The sequence below is a fragment of the Paenibacillus sp. FSL F4-0122 genome (assembly GCF_038002845.1).
Classification (GTDB): domain Bacteria; phylum Bacillota; class Bacilli; order Paenibacillales; family Paenibacillaceae; genus Paenibacillus_AQ; species Paenibacillus_AQ odorifer.
Map to the genome: position 1 here is coordinate 3,816,047 of NZ_JBBODI010000001.1, position 25,795 is coordinate 3,841,841.

The following is a 25,795-nucleotide window of genomic DNA, read 5'->3' on the forward strand; positions in this document are numbered from 1 at the left end:
GATGACAACCTACTTACACACAACTACATTTAACGTCTACTTTTCTGGTGTTTATACAGGCAAAATTCATTTTACAGAGCAACAGATCATGCTCGCTAAGGTCGATCCGCGCAGAAGAACGCAAATGCAAGACAATGTGCTGGATGGACAGTTCAAAACTGTGCTTCCACTTCAAAAAATCCACAAACATTTAGACGCTTATGCTAAAGCGGAGTGGGTAGATTATGAGGTTGTGCTGAGTAATGGCGATATCTATCAAAAGCATATCCAGTATCAGGCGCAGATTGAAGGCCGCGAACTGACCTCACAAGTATGGGCGCTGCGCAAAGAGACGGCTCTGGACATTGTGACTTTGGATGGGGAGATTATCGCTTTTCTTACACCGAATCGGTATGGTATTGAGCTTATGGTTAAAGCGGGTTATGAGAAGCTGACTCCGTTAGTGGTCTACGATGATCCTCTTCTATCTAAGGCAGAATATGGTGTAAACGATCTGGGCACTGATCTGATTCCGATGCGTGATGGAGTGAGGCTGGCGACAGATGTTTTTTTACCAGAGGGCATTAAGCCGGGAACCAAGCTGCCAACAATTCTCGTAAGAACATGTTATGACCGCAACGGAAAAAAAGAGATTTTTATGAGATGGGCCAATAAAGGTTATGCAGTAGTATCGCAGGATGTTAGGGGGCGGGCGGATTCGGAAGGAGAACTGATTCCTTTTTATAATGAACGGGATGACGGCTATGATACGATTGATTGGATTATTGCTCAGGAATGGTCGGATGGCAACGTCGGCATGTGGGGCGCATCCTATCTAGGTTTTGTTGTTGTGGCGGCGGCCACCAGTGGGCACCCGAATCTGAAGGCGGTTGTGGATGAAGTGAATGTAGGCTCTCCATTTGTTGATACCGTTCGCAAAGGGGGAACTCTTTGTTCTTGGCCGTTGCTCTCTTGGACTCTTGCTCAATCTGTGGGTACTCGGACGGATTTTGATATCTTTGGAGGCATTACGGTGAATCCGGAAGCAGCCGTTGATGCAAGACCGATTAAAGAGATCCCTCAGCAAATGATTGGCAAAACATCAGGTCCATGGGATCTGTGGAGCCAGCATCCCGAGTATGATGATTTCTGGAAAAACTGTACTTTTACCGAGCGCGGAGATCAGGTGCAGGTGCCTATGTATGTCATCTCAGGCTGGTATGACGGCGACAGCGCCGGCGTATCGGAGACTTGGAGAATGCTGACAGAACATGATGTGCCTAATCGCAAAATCCGTCTGGGCGCTTGGGAGCACGGGCCGAACAGAGCCAGAGACTATGAAGGTGTGAGCTTCGGCAATGATGCCGTAGTCTATGATTACGATGTTTCTGTGCTGCGCTGGTTCGACCGCTTCCTCAAAGGCATTCCAAATGGAATAGATCAGGAGCCTAGAGCCTCTTATTATGTTGTTGGTGAAAATCAGTGGAGAACGTCCGCGGATTGGACACCTGCCGAAGCCACAGTTTCTTCCTTCTACCTTTCCAGCGGTGGGCGAGCGAATTCAGGACATGGGGATGGGCAACTGCTCGCAGCGCCTGAGGAACATTCTCCTGAAGATACTTATGTCTATAATCCTCATGATCCTATGAATGATAGCGGTGAACGAGAGCCTGAAAATTTGCGGAAATACGAGCTGCGCAATGATATCCTTGTCTACACTAGTGATATTCTGACGGAAGAGCTGACTGTGGCCGGAGAACTGTCTGCTGTTATCTACGCTGCCAGCACTGGCAAGGATACGGATTGGGTAGTTACGCTTAGTGATGTGAATGGACAAGGGGACTCCATTCGGTTATCGAATTATATTGTCAGAGCTAAATACCGTCATGGATTGGAAGCACCTGAGCTGCTGATTCCTGGGCAGGTGGAGAAATATGATATTTTCATGCCGAATATAGCCCATAGATTTGCTGTTGGACACCGAATTCGGTTCTCGGTTACTTCGTCCAGCAAATTCGTTGCTTTCCCTAATACAAATACAGGTAATAATCCATATGAAGATTCAGAAGCGATTACTGTGCTGCAGACCGTTTACCATAATCGTGAGTATCCGAGCCATGTGAAGCTGCCGGTGGTTCCTAACGCTTAAATATGACTTTAATACGAAGAAGATGCTGAACAAAGGTAAAAGAAATTACCACTTGAAGCTGAGGCAGCATTTGATGACCAATGATGCTTCAAGTGGCTTACCGAGTGAGCACCGAGTGAGGCCTAGGTAAAATAATAAGTGAAGAACGAACTTAAGCTTTAAATGAAGCAAAAGGTAAAGCACTTATAGAACGATTAGGGAATTTCTCCCTGAAATTCTTTGGATTCTGGTCGTCAGACATATAATTGGGGAAAAACTCCCTAATATATGTCTGATTCCCGGGAATTAAGGAAAACAGCTTATTTATTAGGGAGTAATTCCCTGATTTCGTTCATTTAGAGCGAATATATGCTATTTTCAGGGAGTTTTTCCCTAATTAGTTTTAGATCCACTCCGCACAACGCGCAAACGTAGAACGCATCCCCCCATCACGCAAACGCAGAACGCCTACATCGCTACCATCCCAAACGCCCAATTCAATGGCATAGCACACTAAGAACTAAATAGTCTATTGGCAAAGCAAAAGCTTTGGTGGAAAAAATGGTCGATCGTAATGAAATAGGTATCACCTAAGGCCGGTATGTGAAACCTCTCCCCAGAATCGCCCTTCCAGACTTACACCATAAACCTTGAACCATACTGCAAGGTCAACCTTGTATTTTTGGAGAAATGTCGATTATTCACAGAAAAGCGCATAAATGCTCCCTTCTTAGGTCACAATAGGGAAAAACCAGAATGAAGGGATTAACGTGAACGCGTTTCGCTTAAAAAAACAACTTTGGCGGCGATGGAGACGTTGGAAAAAGGCGCTTTGGGTAGGAGCTGCTTGTATAGCTTTTACTGTACTGGCTTGGCGCAGTATGCAGGTACCTGAGGAAATCAGTGGACTGCTGACGAATTCTAGCTGGGCGGATAGTGCCGATAGTGAGTTAGCCGCAGCTGTCTTTAAAGTAGGCGAGGACAGTGATGAGGCAAAAGAGAAGGGCACTTTAAATAACGAACAACTGCTGCAAACCATCTCCCAAAGTGGGCTCAGCAGAACCGTTCATTTAAAAACAACCTATGTGTCCGGAGAAGAGATTCAGACGTTGCCAGGCGTAAAGAACCCGCTTCAGCTGAAGACTATAATCAATGAACACCCTGAATGGAGCGGTTGGATTAGTTCAGAAGGGGATTTGTGGCTGGAACAAAAAGTGAATGATTTATCGACAATGATAAAAAAAGAAGCCTATATTGGTGTAGATGCGTTTGGGAATTTGACCTTGTTTAAAGGTCCGCCAGTTCAGGAAAAGGTACTGAAGACTTTTTTTCAAATGGATATGGGTTCCCTGAAATCCTCATTGCCGGAAAATATTTGGAAAGAGCTTCACGAGGGGATTCGTGTTCAGGATATTGAAGAGTACAACAGTGTGCTGTCTACCTTCAGTGATTATGCCCGCGAAGCTGCTGAGCATGTCATGCAGAACAAGCAATAGATTTGATAAGCTGTCCAAAAGTCATTATTAATGGCTGAGGGCAGCTTTTTTGTGTGAAATGAAACGGGGAAGAGTCTAAGCTGTAGGCCTAAAGTTGCCATTTCGCTGCAAACGGTAAACTTTTTTTCTCCCGCAAGGGGGATTTTTGCTATAATGGTTAGAAGGAATACATATGTTCGCTTCATGGCGGAGGAATGGATGAAAACGGTGGAATAATCTGCCTGTTATAGAGGAGAGATCATGTTTGCGTATTTTGGGAATTGATCCGGGGCTGGCGATCGTCGGCTTTGGCTTTGTAGATAAGGAAGGACATAAACTGACCCCCGTCCAATATGGTTGTATTCAGACTGAGGCTCATACGCCTGAGGAAGAACGACTGCTGCATGTCTATGAAGGCATGGGTCAGCTCATTGATAAATATAAACCCGATGCTGTGGCGATAGAAAAGCTGTTTTTCGCTCGCAACGTTACTACAGCATTGCCAGTGGCGCAGGCCCGCGGTGTGACTATATTAGCTGCAGTACAGCGGGGTCTCCCCGTCTCGGAATATACACCTATGATGGTAAAGCAGGCTGTTGTGGGTTATGGTAAGGCTGAGAAACGGCAGGTCCAGGAAATGGTGAAGCTGCTGCTGAAGCTATCGGCGATTCCGAAACCCGATGATGTGGCGGATGCGCTGGCGGTAGCGGTATGTCATGCCCATTCGAGCAGTCTTAATTCTAAATTAAATGAGGTATTGCGAAAATGATAGATTTCTTAAGAGGACCCGTTGTTCATTTGGAGTCGGAATATGTGGTGCTGGATGTGCAGGGAGTAGGATACCGGGTATTCTGCCCGAATCCTTATGCTTTTGCCAAAGTAGAAGGACCTGTAACGATCTATATTCATTACCAAACACGTGAGGACGCTACGCTATTATTTGGGTTCCCGACTCGTGAGGAACAAAAATTGTTCCGCAAGCTGATAGAGGTATCTGGCATCGGTCCTAGGGTTGCGCTTGGAATCCTGACAGGTGGAACACCGGATCAGTTAATTTCAGCGATTTATCAAGAGAATATAACGTTCTTAACGAAATTGCCGGGCATTGGCAAAAAGACAGCACAGCGTATGATCCTTGATTTGAAGGACAAGCTGGACGGACTCAGTATGGCTTCAATGCAAACGGGATTGTTTGCAGTGCCAACGGAAGAGGCAACGGATGGTTTGGCCTGGCAAGAGGCGCGGGATGCGCTTAAGGGGCTGGGTTATACCGAAAGCGAATTGGACCGCGTGTGGCTCGCTTTGAAGAAAGAGGGAGCAGAAACAGGAACTGTAGATGTGCTGATGAAGAAAGCACTAGGGCTGCTATATATAGCTAAGTAAAGCCGTACACATCCTAAAGAAAGGGAGCGATAGGAAATGGATGACCGGATTATATCCGCGAATTTGATGATGGATGAGCAGGCGGTAGAACTAAGCTTGCGCCCTCGTTATCTGGGAGAATATATCGGCCAGACTCAGGTGAAAGAAAACCTGAAAGTATATATAGAAGCGGCCAAAATGAGAAGCGAAGCGCTGGATCATGTGCTGCTGTACGGACCTCCGGGTCTCGGCAAAACAACGCTCGCTAATATTATCGCCAATGAGCTGGGTGTGAACCTGCGAACAACTTCCGGCCCTGCGATAGAGCGTCCAGGCGATCTTGCCGCTCTGCTGACGAATCTGCAGGAAGGCGACGTGCTTTTCATCGATGAGATTCACCGTTTGCACCGCACGGTCGAGGAGGTTATGTATCCTGCGATGGAGGATTTCGCGCTGGATATCATGATCGGCAAAGGGCCAAGTGCCCGTTCGGTACGATTGGATTTGCCGCCGTTCACACTGATAGGTGCCACAACCCGGGCAGGACTATTGTCTGCGCCACTGCGTGATCGTTTCGGAGTGGTCAGTCGCCTGGAATTCTATAACATAGATGAGCTGAGTTACATTGTATCTCGAAATGCGGATCTTCTAGGCATTGAGATTGTTGGCGATGCAGCAGAAGAGATTGCACTTCGTTCGCGGGGAACGCCGCGGATTGCCAACCGCTTATTGAAGCGGGTCCGTGATTTTGCTCAAGTGCGCGGAGATGGAATTATAACTCCTGAAATTTCTGGGGAAGCATTGAAGATGCTTCAGGTGGACCCGCGTGGGCTGGACAGTATTGACCACAAGATGTTAAGTGCTATGATTTCAAGCTTTCGCGGCGGTCCTGTAGGACTGGATACGATTGCAGCTACGATTGGTGAGGAAAGTCAGACGATTGAGGACGTATATGAGCCGTACCTGCTGCAGATAGGTTTCTTGCAGCGGAGTCCGCGTGGAAGAATTGTAACCCCGGCCGCTTATCATCATTTAGGGCTTCCGCTCCCTCCGGAGCAGCACTAGTTCGTCACTACAATTATAAAGGAGGATGCTGGATGAAGCATACGAAGAGGAAATGGAGAGGGGTCGCCCCGCTAAGCAAAGGATTGCTTGCGGCTGCGCTTGCTGTAGGAAGTTTCCTGATCCCTGCGGGTGCCAGTCATGCCGATTCTAATAGCACGATACGAGTTGCTCTTTATGCTGATATTGGAAGTAAATATAAATCCACTGTGCCAGCAGTAACACTGCAATCAACGCAAAGCTTTACTTTGCTGTCGGATCAAGCAGGAAGTGCTCCTTTGGTATCTGTCCCAGGACAGAAGCAAATTCGTATAAGTCTGGACGGATATAGAGTTAAGGTGATGGAGGCTTCAAGCTGGCAGACAGCAGCGGATGCAGCTAAAAAGCTCCAATCCACCTCCGATAAACCGCAGATTTTTGCAATCTCCAGAAATGGAGCGACTGTGTATCAGTTGTACACGGGCGTCTATGCTAGTGAAGCAGCTGCCAAGGATGGGCTTACCCGTGTAGTCAAAGCAGGGCTGAGCATTCCTGCTGACCAAACCCCAGCGGTGAAAGGCAATAAACATTTATCAGCTGGCCGCTATTCTTCGGAGCAGGAAGCAGATGTGGCGCTTAATAGCCTCACTGCAGCTGGTTTAGATGCTTGGAAGGTGTTTCTGGCAGGAAACGACGGCAGTGCACAAGTAGAGGTATGGGTAGGCGAAGCTGCCAACGATAGTGATTTAACAGCTGTTCAGGCCGCTGTGTCTACGGCGGCACCACAATTTACGGTTTCTGTGGCCACCTCGCCCGGATTAATACTGCGTAAGGATGCCGGGCTGGATTTTAGCAGTGAAACTCAAGCCGATCATTATCTGGTTTCTGGAAGCAATGCTAAATTTCTTGCGGCAGGCAGCGAGGCTGGGATTCAGTTAGTGGAAAGATCCAAGCGTACATATCGCGGAAATTTGGAACTGAGCAATTTGAGCGGATCGCTGGCTGTAATTAATGTAGTGCCGCTGGAGCAATACTTGTATGCCGTAGTGGGAGGAGAGGTTTCCTCCAGCTGGCCGGAAGAAGCGCTAAAAGCTCAGGCTGTCGCCGCCCGCAGCTATGCGCTGTCGCAAGGCAACCGTTTTGATGTAGCGAATGTAGTAGATACTACTCTTAGTCAGGTATATAACGGAATCGGGTCTGAAGCTCCCTCCATTATCAAAGCTGTAGATACTACTGCTGGTGAAGTGCTGATGAGCGGTGGTAAAGTTGTTGAGGCTGTATTTTCTTCCAATAGTGGTGGTGTGACAGCTGACCCTTCAGAGGTTTGGGCGAATGGTGGCGATGTATTTGCTAGTGTTCCAAGCGTTGAAGATGTTTCGGCGGCTGCTGCTAAGAAGTGGTATTATGTTCTGCTTGCGAATGGTACCTCTGGTTATGCACGTGAAGATAATATTAAATTAACCGGCAGCAAAACTGCTGCCGGACTCGATATAGTTACGGCTACAACCAAAGATGTGAATATACGTCCTCTGCCAGTTATTGAGAGCAGTGTTAGTGCGGTCGGAAAGCTGAATCCGGGTGAGAACGCTGTGGCTCTGGATAAAGTATATGAGTCCGGCAGCTATAGCTGGATCAAAGGGCCGTATACCTCTGCTGAACTTCTAAAAAGCTTGCAGGGCAAAACAACAAGCACGCTCCCTTCCAGCATCTCTAACCTGCAAGTTACTCAGCGCGGTCCTTCTGGAAGAGCGATTCAGGTGAAAGCTAATGGTCAGGCTCTGAATGTGAAATATCCTGATATGTTCCGCTCCGCGTTTAATGGATTACCTAGTACTTTGTTTGATATTGTGGCACCCGGAAGTTATACTGTATTAGGCGCTGACGGCGCTACCGCCACAATTAGCAGCTCGCAGAGTGCTGGTGTGCTTTCCGCATCGGGGAAGGTTAATGTAAATGGCAGTGGAACTGTAGTGATGGGTGGAGATTCTGCAGCCAGAGTGATCACTAACAGCTCGGGCTTTCTGTTCATTGGACAAGGCAACGGCCATGGTCTAGGCATGTCGCAGTGGGGCGTGAAAGGCATGGCAGACAGCGGGTATGATTACAAGCAAATATTGCAACACTATTATAAGAACGTTACTATAGTTAAGGAATGAAGACAGACCATGAATGTAGATGCTTATGATTTTCATTTGCCGGAAGAATTGATTGCCCAGACACCTCTCGCTGATCGCAGTGCTTCTAGACTGCTTCTAGTGAATAAGGAGGATGGAGAGCTGGCTCACCGGCATTTTACCGATATTATTGATTATTTTAATCCCGGAGACACGCTTGTTCTAAATGATACGAGAGTCATTCCAGCGAGATTGTTTGGAGTGAAAGAAGATACTGGTGCTAAGGCGGAAGTGCTCCTCCTGAAGAATCTTGGGGATGATCGCTGGGAAGCACTTGTAAAGCCAGGGAAAAAGCTCAAGACAGGCGCGGTGATCATCTTTAGCGATGAGCTTCGTGCCGTTATCGAGGACGAAGCTGATATGGGCGGCCGTACGCTTCGTTTCATATATCAGGGTATTTTTCAGGAGATTCTGGACAGGCTGGGAACGATGCCGTTGCCACCTTATATTAAGGAAACACTGGATGATCGTGAACGATATCAGACTGTGTATGCTCGGCATGAGGGATCGGCCGCTGCGCCTACCGCAGGGCTTCATTTTACCCGAGAATTGCTGGAACAGATTGAGGCTAAGGGTGTAAATATCGCTTATATCACCCTTCATGTAGGTCTCGGTACTTTTCGTCCGATGTCTGTAGAGAAGGTTGAAGAGCATGTTATGCATTCTGAGTACTTCGTAATGTCTCAAGAGACGGCAGATACCATAAATGCTACAAAGGCACGAGGCGGCCGTATTATTGCAGTTGGCACAACGTCTTGTCGGACACTTGAAACGGTCGGAAGACAATGTGAGGGTGGGCCGCTTGTGGAATGCAGTGGCTGGACGGATATTTTTATCTATCCAGGGTATAAGTTCAGTGTAGTAAATGCGCTAATTACCAATTTCCACCTGCCAAAGTCTACTTTGGTTATGTTGGTTAGCGCTTTGGCAGGTCGGGAACATATTTTAGCTGCTTATGAAGAAGCGATAGAGCAGAAGTACCGATTCTTTAGCTTTGGAGATGCAATGTTTATTTATTAAGGTAAGAGGATGGGTTAACTTATGGCAGCAATTACTTATGAGCACATCAAAACGTGCAAACAATCCGGAGCCAGACTTGGAAGAGTCCACACTCCACATGGTGTGATTGAGACACCAGCATTTATGCCAGTCGGCACACAAGCTACAGTCAAGACTATGAGTCCTGAAGAGCTGAAAGAGATGGATGCCCATATTATTTTGAGCAATACTTACCATCTGTTTCTAAGACCAGGCCATGATATTGTTCGTGAAGCTGGTGGACTGCACAAGTTCATGAACTGGGATCGTCCGATTCTGACAGACAGCGGCGGGTTTCAAGTATTCTCGTTAAGCGACATGCGCAAGATTACGGAAGAAGGAGTTCATTTCCGTTCCCATCTAAATGGGGATAAGAAATTCCTGTCTCCGGAAGTAGCGATGGAGGTTCAGAACTCCCTGGGTTCAGATATAATGATGGCATTTGATGAATGTCCTCCATTCCCGGCTGAGTATGATTATGTGAAAAAATCACTGGAGCGCACCACGCGCTGGGCAGAACGTTGCCTGAAAAGTCATGCTCGTCCTAACGATCAGGGTCTTTTTGCTATCGTGCAAGGGGGCATGTATGAAGATCTGCGCCGTCAGAGCGCGGCTGATTTGACTTCCATGGATTTCCCGGGGTATGCTATTGGGGGGCTCAGCGTCGGAGAGTCCAAGCAGCTAATGTATGAAGTACTGGATTATACAGTTCCCCTGCTGCCACAAGGCAAACCTCGCTATTTGATGGGCGTGGGTTCACCGGATGCGCTGCTGGAAGGATCAATCCGAGGAGTGGACATGTTCGACTGTGTCTTGCCTACTCGTATTGCCCGTAATGGAACAACGATGACCAGTCAGGGAAGACTCGTTGTACGCAACGCTAAGTATGCCCGTGATTTTGGGCCGCTTGATCCGGAGTGCAATTGCTATACATGCCGGAATTATTCCCGCGCTTATTTGCGCCATCTAATCAAAGCCGATGAAACCTTCGGACTTAGATTGACGACATACCACAATTTGCACTTCTTGTTGGATTTAATGCGTAAAGTGCGTGAAGCCATCAAGGAAGATCGGCTGCTTGATTTTCGCGATGAGTTTTTTGCCAAATACGGATTATATGATAATCTTAAAGGCTTTTAGGGTTTGATTTATGAGTCATGCTTTAATGTACTTTGAAAGGGGGGAGAAATATGATTCAATCGTTTCAATATGCAGCTGGCGCAGGTGGTGGAGGTAGCATACTAGGCCTGGTAGGTCCCTTTGTCCTTATGTTTGTAGTATTCTACTTCTTGCTGATTCGTCCGCAACAAAAGAAGACCAAAACTCGTAACGCAATGTTGAAAGCTCTGAAAAAGGGCGATAAAATCGTTACTATTGGAGGACTTCACGGTACGATCATGGAGATTTCCGATGATATTGTGGTTCTGCGGGTCAACGATGTAACTAAGCTGACTTTTGATCGCGGTTCCATCAGCCACGCTGTGGCGACGGATGTCGAAGAGAAAGTATAGACTTGTTATTTAAGTACATAAAAAGCGGTGTCTTCTCATTGGAGAGGACACCGCTTTTTTGATCTTTAAGGTTATTACGATTTAGCAGTTTAACTTTAACGTACATTTGTTACGCGGCTCGGAACGGTAAGCGATTCTTCACGTCCCCGCAAAGTTAATTTGGCGAGTTGAACGCCAACTGTAGAGGCTAGCACAGCTAGCAAGGTTCCACCAATCATATCTGTAAGCCAATGAATGCCCAGATAGAAGATTCCAAAGACGATTACAACTGCAGAAATGCTAGTGATGACCATCCAGCGGCGGTTCCCTGAACGGAAGGCCAGAAGTGCCATTGTAACAGATATGGACGTATGTAGACTCGGGAAGCAGTTATTGAGACCGGATAGCGGTCTATATTCCTGTTCGAATTTCGGAAATACATCCAGCATAGTAAATTTGACGCCTGCCGGCAGATAGGACCATACCTCGTTTACCGGGAAGTAAAGATAGAATGGAATCGCCAAGGCATAGTTGATAATAATAGCATAACAGGTTGCGTATAACATCACCCGGTTTTTATCTAACAAATAGACCCCTAATGAAGCTGCTAGAACGGATTGAAGCATGAAAATGTAGAAAAAGACGATGATCGGTGTTAACCATGGACTGTAGAATATATCCTGAACGGCTTGGACAAAATGACCCTCTAGGCCAAATATAAATGGCGTATAATCAGAGGTAAGATGCATTTTTTGTTCAATTTGCAGTTCATATTTATTTATGGCTAATACGCCAAACATTCCTGCAATCAGCAACAAAAACTTATAAGATCGCAGCATCTCTTTCCCAATTTCAACCAATGCCATGATTGGATTACGTTTAGAGCCAATCCATACTAATATCACTACTAATGCAACTGTGTACAAAACAATATGGTTCATTGATTGGTAAAACAAAGCAATCGAAGCCTCCTTGATCTCTTAATGAAGTCAGATGATCACAGTTTAACATATTTTCAAGGAATGTTTCGAATTTAATGGAATTATAATTTTAGCTTTTTTGTAAATTAACGCCAAACATTCCGCCGAGAGCGCCAATTGCTGCAGCTGCGAGAACCCATAGCAGATCTACGCCAGATGGTGCGCTATCCAGTGCCAAAAAACCGATTAACAGAACGATAATCCCATAAAATGCTCCTGTAAGACTTCCTTGATACCAGCCTTTGCTCGTGGCTCTGCGACCGGCGGTTAGTCCTCCGAATGCTGCAGCTATGCCGTGTACAATGTATGTGTACATTGAGAGATCCTGCTCCTTCAGACTGCTGCCCCATAACAAAAGAGAGAGGACAAACGCACCCATCAGCATCCAAAGGAATGATCGACATAGGCCAGATAACACAGGATTGGCTATTCTCCACGAGAACATGCGCCGGATTAAATACATGGTACAACCTCCTAAAGTTTTTTTGAGAAAAAAGAATCAACATAGTTATTATTCATTGTATGGGATGGCTTGCCCCAATAGTACAAGAAAGGGCATTGCAGCCTTTTTACCATTAATTAATATGCCGGCTTCCGAATGTTCCCTGCACAGAGCGGTCAGAATAGGGTTACATTAATCCACCCGAGGAAACAAGTCTGCGGGTGAGAATGGAGGGGAGCGAAGCTATATGTTCCAGCATATCTCTACCCATATTTTCTTGACCGTGCTGATGTATTTCTTCATATTCCTGTGTATGCGCATCATGGGGAAGAGGGAAATAGGTAAGCTGTCTGTATTTGATTTAACGATCTCCATCATGATTGCCGAGATTGCTGTTTTTGTGCTTGAGGATATCAATCGGCCGATCTATGAAGGAGTCGTTCCGATGGCAACATTGGTGTTGATACAGGTAATTGTGGCTCAACTCAGTCTTAAGAGCAGAAAGCTCAGACTTTTAATGGACGGCAAACCGAGCATACTCATTTCTGGAGGCAAGCTGCACCGGGGCGAAATGCGTAGGCAGAGATATAATATTGATGATCTGCTGCAGCAATTGCGTGGACAGAACATCGCCAGTCCTGCTGACGTGGAATTTGCGATCCTGGAGCCTAGTGGACAGCTAACCGTATTCGAGAAAGAGAAGGGGAGTTCATCCTCTAACCAATCAGGCAATAGCAGTGCAGCTGCTGAGCATAAAAAGAGTGACGATAATAAAGGGAACAAGAACCGTAAGATAGAACTGCCGAAGAATAAGATCAGGTATGAAGGACTTCCAATCCCTCTGATTATGGATGGAAAGGTGCAGGATCAGAATTTAGAGATGATTGGAAAAACCAGATTTTGGCTAAGAACTCAAATTCGCCAAAAGGGAGTATCTGATTTCAAAGATGTATTTCTATGCTCCATAGATCATAAGGGCAGAATTTATGTCGACCGTTTGGACAACAGATAACCTTTTAGAGCCTGCGTTTGATAAACGGCAGACGGTCCAAATCACGCAGTGAGATAAGGCCAGCTAACAGACTGATTCCAAAATACAGGACCATTCCTATCGCAGAGGCAAATAAAAATTGAATCCATTGTACATCTGCAATGGGAATGGAAGTGTATACATAATGCACGCCCGCTCCCATAATGAGCATTGCACATAAGGTTTTAATGGTTTCGGTTACTCTTAAAGATAATGAAATGAGACTGACTACACTGTATCCGTGTAGTAACGTAACCAAAATGCTGTTCACAATAATGGCTATGATAGCGCCGTAAATTCCATATTCAGGTTGGGATGCCAATATTACAATCAGAATGATTTTGACTACTGCTCCAATAAAGGTGTTGATGAGTGCCCTGCCCGGTCGATCCATAGCTTGCAGCGCAGCTTGTAAGGGAGCTTGAACATAGATGAACAAGGCGAACGGAGCCATAAGCTTCAGCATAGGGGCTGTATCCGCGTTGCCATATAACAAATTGCAAAGCGGGACCGCCAGGATATACATAAGAACAGCAAATGGGGCACCTGTTACCAGCGCAAGCCGCAACGCTTGATGCATACGCTTGTGAATGGTAGGCAAGTCCTTTCTTGCGGCAGCTGCTGATATGGAAGGAACCAGAGATACAGCAAGTGACGAGGTCAGTGCCCCGGGCAGCAGCAATAAGGGAATAACCATCCCTTGTAAAGACCCGTACTGGGCTGTAGCGGCAGCGGTGGCTATACCTGCCAAGGCGAGACTGCGCACAGTAATAATAGATTCCAGCAGATACGAAAAAGAGCCGACAAGCCGACTTGCCGTAACGGGAATGGATATGCCTAGTAACCGCCGTAATATGGGGGAGTTGGCTTTCACACCTTGTGTATCAGATGAGATAACCTCCGGCTCGAGAGCGGGGTGCTCTGGAGTCGGATTTGTCTGCTTTTTATCTTTTTTAGTAATGACATAATATTGCCACAGAATCGCTAACATTCCGCCAATTTCTCCTACCGTCACACCTAACATCGCTCCAGCCGCCGCCATAGCAATACCCTTAGGAAGCAACAACCAGGAGAACCATAGCATAAAGAATATTCGCACTAAAGATTCGAAGATGGAGGAGAGCGCCGATGGAATCATGTTCTGCTTGCCTTGGAAATAACCGCGGTAGATTGCAGATACGGCGACAATCCCAATCATTGGGATCATGGCAATAAACGTATAATAAACTCGATGGTCTGTTAAGATAACATTGGAGACCCATGAGGCACTTACCAAAGCAACCAAAGTAAAGAAGATTGCAAGTCCAACACTAAGGGCAAGTCCAGTACGTAAAATCAGCCTTGATTTTTCAGGCCGATTCTCTCCTTCTGCTTCCGCAACCATCTTGGCTATCGCCAGTGGAATCCCGCCTGTAATGACAGTAACCAGCACGAGAAAAAAAGGATATGCGAGCTGATATAGTCCCACACCTTCTGCTCCGATAATACGTGGTAAAGCAATCCGGGGAATAAATCCAAGCATCCGATTAATGATGCCGGCGGCTAGCAAGATTAAAGTTCCTTGTATAAAGCTCTGTTTCTTCAAAGGTCACGCCTTCTTCCCAAAATGAAATAAAACGCTGGCGAACTTGTCTATTCTTATGGATATGCTATACCCCTATCTCGGCATGCCTTGTTTTAGTAGCTTTAACTTTTTGTGAAGGAAGAAGGAAAGCGAAGAACAAGAGTCGAATATCTATGGTGAGCATACGAACATGAGCGATCTTTGGAGGTGTCAACACGTGGAATCGGAACAGTGGAATCATGATCAACATAGTGAAGAAATCGAAGCCATGTGCCGCAGCAAAGCTGAAGAATTCCGGCTCCTCGGCTATGAGTATGTAACCAGCAAGGATATCTGGGATTGCATCAGCCGTAATTATGATAAGGAAGGCTTGCCTCCCCTACATAAGCTGGTAAACGACATTTATTCCTTGAAAGCCAATAGTTACATGAATTATTTGACTATTGCGGCCTATCGGGGGTTGAACTGAACAATAAACCACATATTTCTTTTTGCGAACTGCCTGATAAAGCAGTAAAGTAAGAGAATAATAACTCCACATCTCCTATTAAAAACGGATGTCTTGCTGATTTAAGCAGGGGCGGCCGTTTCTTTGTGTGAGTATAGCTCTATCAATGCTGTGAATTGACGGTCATTTCGCGTGTAGCTATAATAGGAATATTGAGTTAATGAAAGGGGAACTAGCTAGAGCATGAAGAGACTAATGGGCTTTTTTATTACCGTGCTCGTTTTGACAGGCGTTATGGCATTTACTACTCCTGGACTGCTGGACAAGGTTAGACTTGGTCTTGACCTGAAAGGCGGATTTGAGATTTTGTATCATGCTGAGCCTATGGAAGCGGGAGCAGCATTGTCCCGAGCTTCTCTGCTGAAGACAGCGGAAAGCTTAGAAAAACGGGCGAATGCGCTCGGAACAAGTGAACCAGAGGTAACTACTGAAGGTACGGACCGTATCCGTTTGAAAATTGCGGGCGTAACGGATGAAGCCGAGGTTCGTAAAAAAATGAAGGAACCTGCAGTTCTGACTTTCCGTAGTGCTGCTGAAGGTGACGCTGAGGGAACTTACAGCAAAATCGAACTGGTAGGTAGTGATTTTGTTGAAGGTGCTGCAGAAGTTGGACGGGATAACCTGAATCAGCCAATCATCAGCATCAAGATTAAGGACAAGGACAAATTTGCAGAGATTACTAAACGTCTCTTAGGAAAGAATCTCGCAATTTACTTGGATGAGAACAAATTATCTGACCCTACGGTACAAGCAGTACTTACCGATGGCAGTGCTTCTATTTCGGGTAACTATACAATTAAGGAAGCACGTGAACTTGCAGACACTATTAACCTAGGTGCATTGCCACTGAAGCTGACGGAGAAATATTCCCAAAGTGTGGGTGCTACCCTGGGTAAGCAATCGCTTGATCAAACGATTCGAGCAGGTCTGCTGGCTTCTGTGATTATCCTTATTTTCATGATCGGAATGTATCGTTTGCCAGGTCTTTTGGCTAGTTTTGCCTTGCTCTTGCATACATGGGCGCTAATTGCGGTCTTCGTCTTCGCAGACTTCACCTTGACGCTGCCTGGTATAGCCGCATTTATTCTGGGTATAGGTATGGCGGTCGATGCCAATATCATTACCAACGAACGGATAAGGGAAGAAATGCGCAGTGGAAAAAGTATACTGTCCTCCGTTAAAGCGGGGAATAAATCCTCTTTCCGGACAGTAATGGACTCCAATGTGACTACTATTATTGTGGCAGCAGTTATGTTTGCCTTCGGTACAGGTGCGGTCAAAGGCTTTGCATTGGTGCTGATTGTAGAAATCGTGCTGAGTATCGCCACGAATCTTTATTTCTCCCACTGGTTGCTTAGCCAGCTTGTCAAAGCGGGTAAGCTGAACAAACCGAAGAGCTTCGGTGTTAAGGAGAGTGAAATCCGTGCGCTTTAAGAAAGAGCTTGATTTCGTACATTTGAGTAAATATTTCTATATTTTCTCTATCGCATTGACAGTAGCAGGATTGATTTTCCTGGCGACATTTGGCCTGAATTACAGCGTTGACTTTAAAGCTGGATCTAATGTGGACATCTCCCTTTCCAAGAATTTGAACTTGGATCAGGTTAAGACTGCAACTAGTGCAATCGATGTCGATCATGAACCAACGATCTCGTTTGGTGATCAGCGTGTGAATATCCGCTATGACGAAGTTCTTGATGAGGCTCAAGATGAAGCCCTAAAAGCTGAAATCCTTAAGCTGGATGACAAAGCATCATTTGAAATTAATACCGTGGACACTGAAATGGCAAAAGAATTGGCACGTAATGCTATTTATGCAGTTCTGATTTCTTGTCTGGGGATTATTATTTATGTAAGTATTCGTTTTGAATGGCGTTTCGCCGTGGCATCGATTGTGGCCTTGCTCCATGATGCCTTTATCGTAGTCGCGCTCTTCTCTATCTTCCGTTTGGAAGTGGATTTGACTTTCATTGTAGCGGTGCTTACGATTATCGGTTATTCCATTAATGATACGATCGTTATTTTTGACCGTATCCGTGAGAATTTACGTTTTGGTAAACAGAAAACTTATGAAGACTTGAAACACCTTGTGAATAAAAGTGTGGCTCAAACGCTTATGCGTTCTCTCTATACCGCATTTACCGTATTCATTGCGGCGTTCTTCCTGTTATTGTTCGGAGGCGAGTCGATTAAGATGTTCTCGCTTGCGATGGTAATCGGCTTGCTCTTCGGAGCTTACTCTTCCATCTTTATTGCCAGTCCACTCTGGTTAGTGCTTAAAAAGCGTGAGAAGGTTAAAGTGAAGAGCAGCCCGAATAAAGGTTAGAAGAAATTAGCATCGAAGTTCTACTTTTCTTATACGTTTAAGAAAGCCGCGTCAAATGCGACGCGGCTTTCGAAATCTTTAGGGTCATGTCATGTGTATTGAATCATCATGAGATTACTTGCTATTGGTAAGGAGGGCCTCGTATGAATAAAGAACGATCACCGCAAAGCGAGACGGTTGCTTGGACAGGGATCATTAGCGATGTTACTTTGGCAGTAGCTAAGGGGAGTTTTGGCTATATTTCAGGGAGCAAGGCATTAATGGGGGATGCTTTGTATTCCGGAGCAGACGCAGCAGCCAAACTGGCGGATATTCTTCCGTGGCGCTCTGAGCAAGGGAGAAAGAGTAAGCAACGGATCGAAGAACGGCGGGGCACTAAGGAGCCGCTGTTGGCTATACTTTTTTCGGTATTTATTCTTATGGGGGGACTGCAGATCGCATTCTCTGCAATCCGCGACTTAACGGATGGAAAATCATCTACACACGGACAGCTGGCGTTTGTAACCGTCTTAGTATCTATTGTTTTTAAAGAAGCTGTATTTCAATATCAATATCGCTACTTTAAAAAAATAGGTGATGGCAGTCACGCTGCATATGTTAATAGTCATCGTTTCAGCTTATATACATCTATCACAGTATTAGTCGGAATTTCGTTATCCATGGGTGGCACCTATTGGCATCCTCTATCTTATATGGATCCTATTGCCGCACTCTTAACCGGAGTTTTAATTCTTCGTAAAGGCTATTCACTCATTGCTAGCTCTATTAACACTAAAAATGCGCAGGAGCTTCCTTCGGAGGAAGCCGCTAATTTTATTGAAACGGTGCAACGTGTTCATGGCGTCATTCGCGTAGAACATCTGAAGGCACTTGAGCAAGGGAATTATGTGAATCTTCAAGTGAAGATCAGTGTGAATCCGCGGATTACGGTGATGGAAGCACAGGATATTTCGGAATGCGCTAGGAAGCTGCTGCAGCACCGGTTTGTTCATGTCGGTGAGGTGCATATGGACGTTGTTCCTTATGATCCCGGCTATCCGTACAAAAGCAATTATGAATTGCCGGATAATGATATTCCTACGTTGCTTCAGTAGTTTGCAAGGTGAGAGAAAGGTGAGTTCTATTGCTTTATTCAAAAACAAGATGGCAATCTCCGGCAGCCAATCCCGACACAGTTAGGGATATGGCCCGGAGCCTTTCTATTTCTCCACTCTTATCCTCACTATTAGTAAATAGAGGAATGAACACGCCTCATGAAGCTCTAAGCTTCATGGATGGCAGTGAGGAAGAACAGCATGATCCGTTCCTACTCAAAGGAATGGCTGAAGCGGTTCCTAGAATTAGAAAGGCTTTAAAAGATGAAGAACATATTCTTATTTATGGCGATTATGATGCCGACGGGGTGTCCAGCACAGCACTTATGATTCATCTGCTGCGCTATTTAGGCGCTTCCTTTGATATTTATATCCCACACCGCTCTAATGAGGGTTATGGGCTGCATAATCATGCCCTGGATTGGGCTTTACAGCAAGGTGTCTCCTTAATCATTACAGTAGATACTGGCATTAGCGCTTATCATCAGGTTGCTTACGCTAATGAACTGGGGATCGATGTGATCGTTACGGATCACCATGAACCCCCTGAGCTTTTGCCAGAGGCCTATACGCTTATTAATCCCAAGCTGCCAGACTGCCCTTATCCGTTCAAAGGATTAGCGGGTGTAGGTGTGGCTTATAAGCTTGCTCAGGCTATTCTAGGGGAAGAAACTCCCACAGAATGGGCAGAGATTGCAGCGATAGGAACGGTTGCGGATTTAATGCCGCTGCTTGGCGAAAACCGTGAGATTGTTAGAAATGGCTTGGAAAGTATGCGGCATTCAAGTTTCCCGGGGATTCGTGCCTTACTCGCTGTCAGCGGTGTGAACATGAGCACTGTGAGTGCGGTCAATATCGCTTTTGGCATGGCGCCGCGCATTAATGCCAGTGGTCGCCTGGACCATGCTGGACGGGCTGTGTCCCTCCTCACTACCGAGCATGCGGCTGAGGCAGAGCAGCTAGCTGGAGAGCTGGACCTGCTTAACAAAGAACGCCAATTGGTGGTAGAAAGAATTGTTGTTGAGGCTACTGCCAAGCTGGAGCAGATGACACAGGGTGGCGAAATCCCAGACATCATTGTTCTTGCTGATCATGGCTGGAATGTAGGTGTGGTAGGTATAGTGGCTTCCAAACTGCTGGAGCGTTATTATCGGCCTGTGATCATTCTGGATATACATCCAGAGACCGGAATGTGCAAAGGTTCTGCTCGCTCCATTCCTGGACTTGACATCTACGCTGCACTTTCTTCTTGTTCTGATTTAATGGATCATTTTGGAGGTCATCCAGCCGCTGCGGGAATGAGCCTGCATCGGGATGGATTAGAAGCCTTTGCTGCAGCATTAAACGAATATGCGTCCGGGGTGTTAACGCCAGAGCATTTCGTTCCTGTTGCTTCCGCTGATGCAGAGGTGTCAATCTCAGATTTATCACTGCAGACCGCGTTAGAATTGGAAAGGCTTGCACCATTCGGAATGTCTAATCCGTTGCCGAAGTTTATTATTCGTGGGGCTACCGTGAAAGAGACACGTACAATGGGCCAAGATGGAAAACACCTGAAGATTGTATTGCAGCAGGGGAAAAACAGCATTGAAGCCTTGGCGTTTGGTAAAGGCGCTTTATCCAGGCTGCTACCGGCGGGTACTACGATCAACGTGTTAGCTGAGCTGTCGATCAATGAATGGAATGGCTCACGCAAATCACAGCTGATGCTGCAGGATTTATCTGTGCAGGATGCTCAGTTATTCGATCTTCGTGGTGCTGCTGACGCCGTACGGCAAGCCGCACATATTAGAGAACTACTTCTTCCTTATAGTGGTGCGGGTCCGTATCGAGCTGCTGCAGTGTTTCAGAACGGACGTAGTACGCCTGCAAGTGAATTGATAGGAATGTCTTTATGGGTATATGATAAAGAAGCTGGCATTAGCGCTGCTGTTAAGGATGAGCCCCTTCAGGAATCAGGGCATGTCTCCCTGTTATGCTTACTGGATATGCCGGAGACTCCTGAACAACTGGATGCGCTGCTCGAAACCTTCCCTAATGCTGATAATATTGCGTTATTGCATTCTATCAAGGATGGCCGAGAACGACTTATTACTCCGACACGGGATCATTTCAAAATACTATATAAACTGTTGGCTTCGATCACCTCAGTTGCAACACCTGAGAACGAAGTTTTGCTGCGGTTAAGCCGCCAGTCCTCGTTAAGTATCCGCATGCTTAACAACATGCTTGATGTGTTTGAGGAGCTTGATTTTATTAAAAGAAGTCAGGGAAGTGTGGCGTTTATTACTCAGCCAGTAGCTAAAAGTCTGACAGCATCGAGTCATTTTGTCCGACTGGGACAGATGGCGGAAATGGAGCAATACTTCATGGAGGGCAGCCTGTCAGAGTTACAGGACTGGATGTTATCGCGTCGTTTAGGCGTATCATAATCCATGCAAATATGAGCTGCTGAGCGTACCCAACGGTGTATAAAAATGCAACGCTCAATATAACAAAACGTATGCTTACGAAGCAAGTTTTGTCGATCTGAATCAAAGCAGCTATGCTAACAAAACTTATAGGAGATGATAAATTTGGATTTTAAAGATAGTATTCGTGTGATTCCTGATTTCCCTAAAGAAGGTATTAGTTTTAAAGATATCACCACATTGCTTAAAGACGGGGAGGCTTACCGCCAAGCGATTGACGCGTTGAAAGCTCTCGTAGCGCACTTGGAAATCGACGTTATCGCTGGACCAGAAGCACGTGGCTTCGTAGTTGGAGCACCTCTTGCTTATGCGATGGGAGTAGGTTTTGTGCCGATTCGTAAAAGCGGCAAGCTTCCATATGAGACTATAGAGGTAGGTTATGATCTTGAGTATGGCAAGGACACACTTGCTGTTCACACGGATGCTATCAAGCCTGGTCAAAAAGTATTGATCGCTGATGATTTATTGGCAACTGGTGGAACCATTGCTACTTCGGTTAACCTTGTAGAACAGCTTGGCGGTAAAGTGGTAGGTGCTGCTTTTCTGATTGAGCTGGTTGAGCTTGCTGGACGTAATAAGCTTTCTGGAGTTGAAGTTCTTTCCTTGGTGAATTACGAGGATTAATCTTGTAAAGTTTGTCTTTTCCCGGGAAATAAACGGGGATTCGGCTCTCGAATTATGCTGAAAAGTGCAAAGACGCAAAGTGTGGAAGTTAAACATTAATTGGAAAATGTAAGATAATAACAGCAGCTGTCTGCCTTTTGGCGGAGAGTTGCTGTTTTGTATCTGAGTCAATAAAAAAAGCTGCCCAAGTCCATAAATGGACGTTGGAGCAGCTTTTTTAAAATTCTATTTTTTATAACCGATTAATGGGCAGTTTTATCACTTTCTCCGCCTTCATTAGACAATCCGAGCACTTCAATGAGTTTGAAGAACAGAGCCAGAACGATACCAACAATTGTAGCCAGCGCCATACCACTTAGTTTAACGTTGCCCATGGTAAGGGTTGTACCACTGATTCCGACAACGAGTACCAACGTAGCCATGATCATGTTAGTAGCTTTGGAAAAATCAACTTTTTGCTCAACGAAAATACGTAATCCGGAAGCCGCAATTACACCGAACAGCAGCAGGGATACACCGCCCATTACAGGGGTTGGAATATTAGCGATAACAGAGGAGAAAGTACCAGAGAATGAAAGCAGAATAGCGATCACCGCTGCGCCGCCGATTACATATACCGAATATACTTTAGTCAACGCCATAACCCCGATATTTTCACCGTAGGTTGTATTTGGAGTAGAACCGATAAAACCGGAGATAATTGTAGATATCCCGTTCCCCATCAGGGAGCGGTCAAGTCCAGGATCTTTTGCCAAGTCTCTTCCGACAATATTGCTTGTTACAAGTAAATGTCCAATATGCTCAACGATAACAACTAATGATACCGGGATAATAGTGAATATTACATTCCAATCAAATGAAGGAGTAACAATGGAAGGATGCGCTAAAAATTTTGCATTAGAGATAGCAGCGGTATCCACCATTTTCAAAATATATGCTAAACCATAACCAGTGACGATACCAATAAGGATGTGAATGATTTTTGGAAAACCGCGGAAGAGTACAGCTCCAATTACAGTTACACCAAGCGTCACCATAGAAAGTGCGATTGTTTTGCCATCTGGCGTCCAGTCTGCAACTGCAACGCCTTCAGGAGCAATAAGTCCTGCCATTCGTGCGGCAACAGGTACAAGTTCAAGTCCGATCGTAGCTACGATCGCTCCCATTACTGCTGGAGGGAAAACAACATCAATCCATTTGGTTCCTGCATAACGAATGATCAATGCCACGAGCACGAATATAATACCAGTGACGATAAAAGCACCCAAAGCAAGCGAGTATCCTTTCATGTGATCATTTGGGTAACGACTGAGTACTGATAATACCGGTGCAATAAAGGCAAAGCTGGAACCAAGGTACGCAGGGATTTTACCGCGACAGATCCAAATGTACAGCAATGTACCGATACCATTCATAAGCAAAATCATTCCAGGGTCGACCCCGAACAAGTTAGGCACTAGCACTGTACTGCCAAACATGGCAAACAAATGCTGGAGACTTAATAGAAAGCCTGGGCCCCATGGAAGTTTTTCGTTAACTTGAATTTCGCGTTGCAATGGAGTTCACTCCTCTTTCTTATCTGATATTATGTTGTCCGGCGAAAATCCGCCTTTACTAGATTAAATAGAACTTGGCTTTTTTACAACAACATTTTCACAAGTGTTATTAATTTGTCCGAATTTAATTACTTTTACTTCTGGAATCCCATGAGATGGCAAGTGTTGACGTAATCCTCCTTAAGCCTCATAATTATAGACAACTTTGAATAAGGGCGTAAGTAAGCTTGGACAAATGAAATGATTGGAACCTGCAGATTTTTGAACAGTTGCGGGTTCATTTTATTATAGAAAGGAATCGGATACGACGAGAATGGGCATTGAGCGATTAATTGATAAGGCTGGCGCCTATATAAAAGATAAAGATCTTCTCCGCATCCGGGAAGCTTATGAATTTGCCGATCAGGCTCATCACGGGCAGATCCGCAAGTCGGGGGAGCCATACATTCTGCATCCGCTGGCGGTGGCAGATATTGTCGTCAATATGCAAATGGATGTTATATCTATTGTTGCAGCGCTTTTGCATGATGTGGTGGAAGATACGACGGTCTCACTGGAACAAATCCGCGCTAAATTTGGCGATACCTGCGCAATGCTTGTTGACGGCTTAACGAAGCTGGAACGCATTCGCTTTCGCTCAAAGGAAGAGCAGCAGAACGAGAATTACCGTAAAATGTTTATTGCTATGGCTCAGGATATCCGGGTTATTGTCATTAAACTGGCGGACCGTCTGCATAATATGCGAACGTTAAAATACCAATCTGAAGAGAGCCAGCGCCGTATTTCTTATGAGACGTTGGAGATTTTCTGTCCTGTAGCTGACCGGCTGGGGATTTCCGCGATCAAGTGGGAGATGGAGGATATTGCGCTTCGTTACTTGAACCCGCAGCAGTATTACCGGATTGCTAATCTGGTGCATAAGAAGCGGGCCGAGCGTGAGCAATTTATCGACAGCGTAATTGGCCGTATTCGTGCCAAGCTGGATGAAATGGGCATTGAAGGTGATCTTTCCGGCCGCCCGAAGCATATTTACAGTGTTTATAACAAAATGAGCACAAAAAACAAGCAGTTTAATGAAATTTATGACCTGCTGGCCATTCGTATCATTGTGGATAATATCAAGGACTGTTATGCAACCCTTGGAATTATTCACACCTTATGGAAGCCAATGCCGGGGCGTTTTAAAGATTATATAGCTATGCCAAAAGCCAATATGTATCAATCTCTGCATACTACTGTGGTAGGACCAGGCGGAGAGCCTACTGAGGTGCAAATTCGCACCTGGGAAATGCACCGCACGGCAGAATACGGGATAGCCGCACACTGGGCATACAAAGAAGGCAGCAGTAATAATGCTAATCCGGAGAATCGGATGCCTTTCTTTCGCGAAATATTGGAGCTGCAGCATGAAGCTAAGGATGCCGAAGAGTTCGTAAAATCACTGAAAATGGATTTTTTCTCAGACCTGGTGTTTGTATTTACTCCTAAAGGTGAGGTTATTGAGCTTCCTGCGGGTTCTGTGCCTCTTGACTTCGCGTTCCGCATTCATACAGAAGTGGGCAATCGTACAATTGGTTCCAAGGTGAACGGGCGGATCGTGCCGCTTGATCACAAGCTGAAGACGGGCGATATTGTTGAGATTTTGACGTCTAAGCATTCTTACGGACCTAGCCGTGACTGGCTCAAAATTGCACAATCCTCTCACGCAAGAAGCAAAATTAAGCAATGGTTCAAAAAAGAAAAACGTGAGGAAAATGTCGAAAAAGGTCGCGAAGCGATTGAACGTGAGCTGAAGCGCCTGAATGTCGAAGTTTCCGAGTGGATTTCTGATGAAAAACTATTGGAAGCTGCGAAAAAATTTGCCTTTAATGATGTAGAGGATATGTTGTCTGCCGTTGGTTTTGGTGGGATTACCGCTTCGCAAATTGCCTCCCGCTTGACGGAGAAGCTGCGCAAGGAGCAGGAAGAAGCTGCTAATCACTTGGAGCTTACTTCAGAGATGAAGGAGATCAAGTCTTCCGGCGAGAGACGTAATCAACCTACCAATGGTGTTAGTGTAAAAGGAATTGAAAACTTACTTGTTCGTTTTGCACGATGTTGCAACCCGGTTCCGGGTGACGACATTGTAGGTTATGTTACACGGGGCCGGGGCGTATCTGTACACCGCCAGGATTGTCCTAACATTCCGGGTGAAGGTGACGGAGAAGAAGCAGCTAGAGTGATTGAAGTGGAATGGGAAGGCACGATGGAAGCAAACTACAGTGTGGATATTGAGATTACAGGCCATGATCGCAATGGACTGCTCAATGAAGTACTGCAGGCAGTGTCCGAGAGCAAAACGAACATTTCAGCGGTCACTGGGCGCTCTGACAAGAATAAGATGGCAATGATTCATATGACCATCCTTATTCGTAATACGGAGCATCTGCAATCCGTTGTAGATAAAGTGAAACGAGTCAAAGATGTATATACAGTGAATCGGATCATGCAATAAGGCAAGGAGCGAAGTAGTG

The 25,795-nt window shown here is 45.7% G+C and carries 21 protein-coding genes; 17 read left to right on the forward strand and 4 right to left on the reverse strand.

What is annotated here, in order from left to right; genetic code table 11:
• Position 1 precedes the first annotated feature (1 nt).
• The 9 genes from MHH49_RS16460 to yajC all read left to right on the forward strand — a co-directional run bounded on the left by MHH49_RS16460 (position 2) and on the right by yajC (position 10,708).
• The gene (locus tag MHH49_RS16460; protein ID WP_081384052.1) at positions 2–2,128 is read left to right on the forward strand and encodes a CocE/NonD family hydrolase; all 2,127 of its coding nucleotides are present in this window, start codon (positions 2–4) and stop codon (positions 2,126–2,128) included.
• A 749-nt stretch (positions 2,129–2,877) separates the two neighbouring features.
• Positions 2,878–3,603, forward strand: coding sequence for a BofC C-terminal domain-containing protein (locus MHH49_RS16465; RefSeq protein ID WP_036677682.1), 726 nt, complete (start codon positions 2,878–2,880; stop codon positions 3,601–3,603).
• A 244-nt stretch (positions 3,604–3,847) separates the two neighbouring features.
• Positions 3,848–4,351: a crossover junction endodeoxyribonuclease RuvC gene (gene ruvC, locus MHH49_RS16470; protein ID WP_036677679.1), complete on the forward strand. Its 504-nt coding sequence runs from the start codon at positions 3,848–3,850 to the stop codon at positions 4,349–4,351.
• Positions 4,348–4,965 (forward strand): Holliday junction branch migration protein RuvA, encoded by a 618-nt coding sequence (gene ruvA, locus MHH49_RS16475; protein ID WP_036677675.1) that lies wholly within the window; start codon positions 4,348–4,350, stop codon positions 4,963–4,965. The genes ruvC and ruvA overlap by 4 nt, the downstream gene beginning before the upstream one ends.
• 36 nt (positions 4,966–5,001) lie before the next feature.
• Positions 5,002–6,009, forward strand: a complete 1,008-nt coding sequence (ruvB, locus tag MHH49_RS16480; protein ID WP_036677672.1) for a Holliday junction branch migration DNA helicase RuvB — start codon at positions 5,002–5,004, stop codon at positions 6,007–6,009.
• 32 nt (positions 6,010–6,041) lie between these two features.
• The gene (locus MHH49_RS16485; RefSeq protein WP_076105442.1) at positions 6,042–8,141 is read left to right on the forward strand and encodes a SpoIID/LytB domain-containing protein; all 2,100 of its coding nucleotides are present in this window, start codon (positions 6,042–6,044) and stop codon (positions 8,139–8,141) included.
• 9 nt (positions 8,142–8,150) lie between these two features.
• Positions 8,151–9,179: a tRNA preQ1(34) S-adenosylmethionine ribosyltransferase-isomerase QueA gene (gene queA, locus MHH49_RS16490; protein WP_094903196.1), complete on the forward strand. Its 1,029-nt coding sequence runs from the start codon at positions 8,151–8,153 to the stop codon at positions 9,177–9,179.
• Between the two features lie 21 nt (positions 9,180–9,200).
• Positions 9,201–10,337, forward strand: a complete 1,137-nt coding sequence (gene tgt, locus MHH49_RS16495) for a tRNA guanosine(34) transglycosylase Tgt (protein WP_036677666.1) — start codon at positions 9,201–9,203, stop codon at positions 10,335–10,337.
• 50 nt (positions 10,338–10,387) lie between these two features.
• The gene (yajC, locus tag MHH49_RS16500) at positions 10,388–10,708 is read left to right on the forward strand and encodes a preprotein translocase subunit YajC (protein ID WP_038572999.1); all 321 of its coding nucleotides are present in this window, start codon (positions 10,388–10,390) and stop codon (positions 10,706–10,708) included.
• A 95-nt stretch (positions 10,709–10,803) separates the two neighbouring features.
• Here yajC and MHH49_RS16505 read toward each other — a convergent pair whose 3' ends face one another.
• Both MHH49_RS16505 and MHH49_RS16510 read right to left on the reverse strand, forming a co-directional pair.
• Complete coding sequence (locus MHH49_RS16505) at positions 10,804–11,643, reverse strand: phosphatase PAP2 family protein (protein WP_254924631.1); 840 nt, start codon at positions 11,641–11,643, stop codon at positions 10,804–10,806.
• A 94-nt stretch (positions 11,644–11,737) separates the two neighbouring features.
• A complete protein-coding gene (locus MHH49_RS16510; protein ID WP_036677660.1) occupies positions 11,738–12,130 on the reverse strand; it encodes a TIGR04086 family membrane protein in 393 nt (130 codons plus the stop codon).
• Positions 12,131–12,356: 226 nt separating this feature from the next.
• Here MHH49_RS16510 and MHH49_RS16515 point away from each other — a divergent pair, with 226 nt between their 5' ends.
• Positions 12,357–13,121, forward strand: a complete 765-nt coding sequence (locus MHH49_RS16515) for a DUF421 domain-containing protein (RefSeq protein WP_036677658.1) — start codon at positions 12,357–12,359, stop codon at positions 13,119–13,121.
• 4 nt (positions 13,122–13,125) lie between these two features.
• Here the strand turns inward: MHH49_RS16515 and spoVB are convergent, their stop codons facing one another.
• Positions 13,126–14,724, reverse strand: coding sequence for a stage V sporulation protein B (gene spoVB, locus MHH49_RS16520; protein ID WP_339210590.1), 1,599 nt, complete (start codon positions 14,722–14,724; stop codon positions 13,126–13,128).
• A 196-nt stretch (positions 14,725–14,920) separates the two neighbouring features.
• Here spoVB and MHH49_RS16525 point away from each other — a divergent pair, with 196 nt between their 5' ends.
• From MHH49_RS16525 to MHH49_RS16550, 6 genes are all read left to right on the forward strand, one after another.
• The gene (locus MHH49_RS16525) at positions 14,921–15,172 is read left to right on the forward strand and encodes a post-transcriptional regulator (RefSeq protein WP_036677655.1); all 252 of its coding nucleotides are present in this window, start codon (positions 14,921–14,923) and stop codon (positions 15,170–15,172) included.
• A gap of 222 nt (positions 15,173–15,394) precedes the next feature.
• Positions 15,395–16,645 carry a protein translocase subunit SecD gene (gene secD / locus MHH49_RS16530; RefSeq protein WP_036677653.1) on the forward strand — a complete coding sequence of 417 codons (1,251 nt, stop codon included), beginning with the start codon at positions 15,395–15,397 and terminating at the stop codon, positions 16,643–16,645.
• Complete coding sequence (secF, locus tag MHH49_RS16535; RefSeq protein ID WP_052097271.1) at positions 16,635–17,537, forward strand: protein translocase subunit SecF; 903 nt, start codon at positions 16,635–16,637, stop codon at positions 17,535–17,537. Before secD ends, secF begins: the two co-directional genes overlap by 11 nt.
• Positions 17,538–17,680: 143 nt before the next feature.
• Positions 17,681–18,631, forward strand: coding sequence for a cation diffusion facilitator family transporter (locus MHH49_RS16540; RefSeq protein ID WP_036677651.1), 951 nt, complete (start codon positions 17,681–17,683; stop codon positions 18,629–18,631).
• 29 nt (positions 18,632–18,660) lie between these two features.
• A complete protein-coding gene (gene recJ, locus MHH49_RS16545; protein WP_038572989.1) occupies positions 18,661–21,063 on the forward strand; it encodes a single-stranded-DNA-specific exonuclease RecJ in 2,403 nt (800 codons plus the stop codon).
• A 144-nt stretch (positions 21,064–21,207) separates the two neighbouring features.
• A complete protein-coding gene (locus tag MHH49_RS16550) occupies positions 21,208–21,726 on the forward strand; it encodes an adenine phosphoribosyltransferase (RefSeq protein ID WP_036677647.1) in 519 nt (172 codons plus the stop codon).
• Between the two features lie 242 nt (positions 21,727–21,968).
• Here MHH49_RS16550 and uraA read toward each other — a convergent pair whose 3' ends face one another.
• Positions 21,969–23,282 carry a uracil permease gene (gene uraA, locus MHH49_RS16555; RefSeq protein ID WP_036677645.1) on the reverse strand — a complete coding sequence of 438 codons (1,314 nt, stop codon included), beginning with the start codon at positions 23,280–23,282 and terminating at the stop codon, positions 21,969–21,971.
• Positions 23,283–23,595: 313 nt separating this feature from the next.
• Here uraA and MHH49_RS16560 point away from each other — a divergent pair, with 313 nt between their 5' ends.
• The gene (locus MHH49_RS16560; protein ID WP_036677643.1) at positions 23,596–25,776 is read left to right on the forward strand and encodes a RelA/SpoT family protein; all 2,181 of its coding nucleotides are present in this window, start codon (positions 23,596–23,598) and stop codon (positions 25,774–25,776) included.
• The last annotated feature ends 19 nt before the right edge of the window (positions 25,777–25,795 follow it).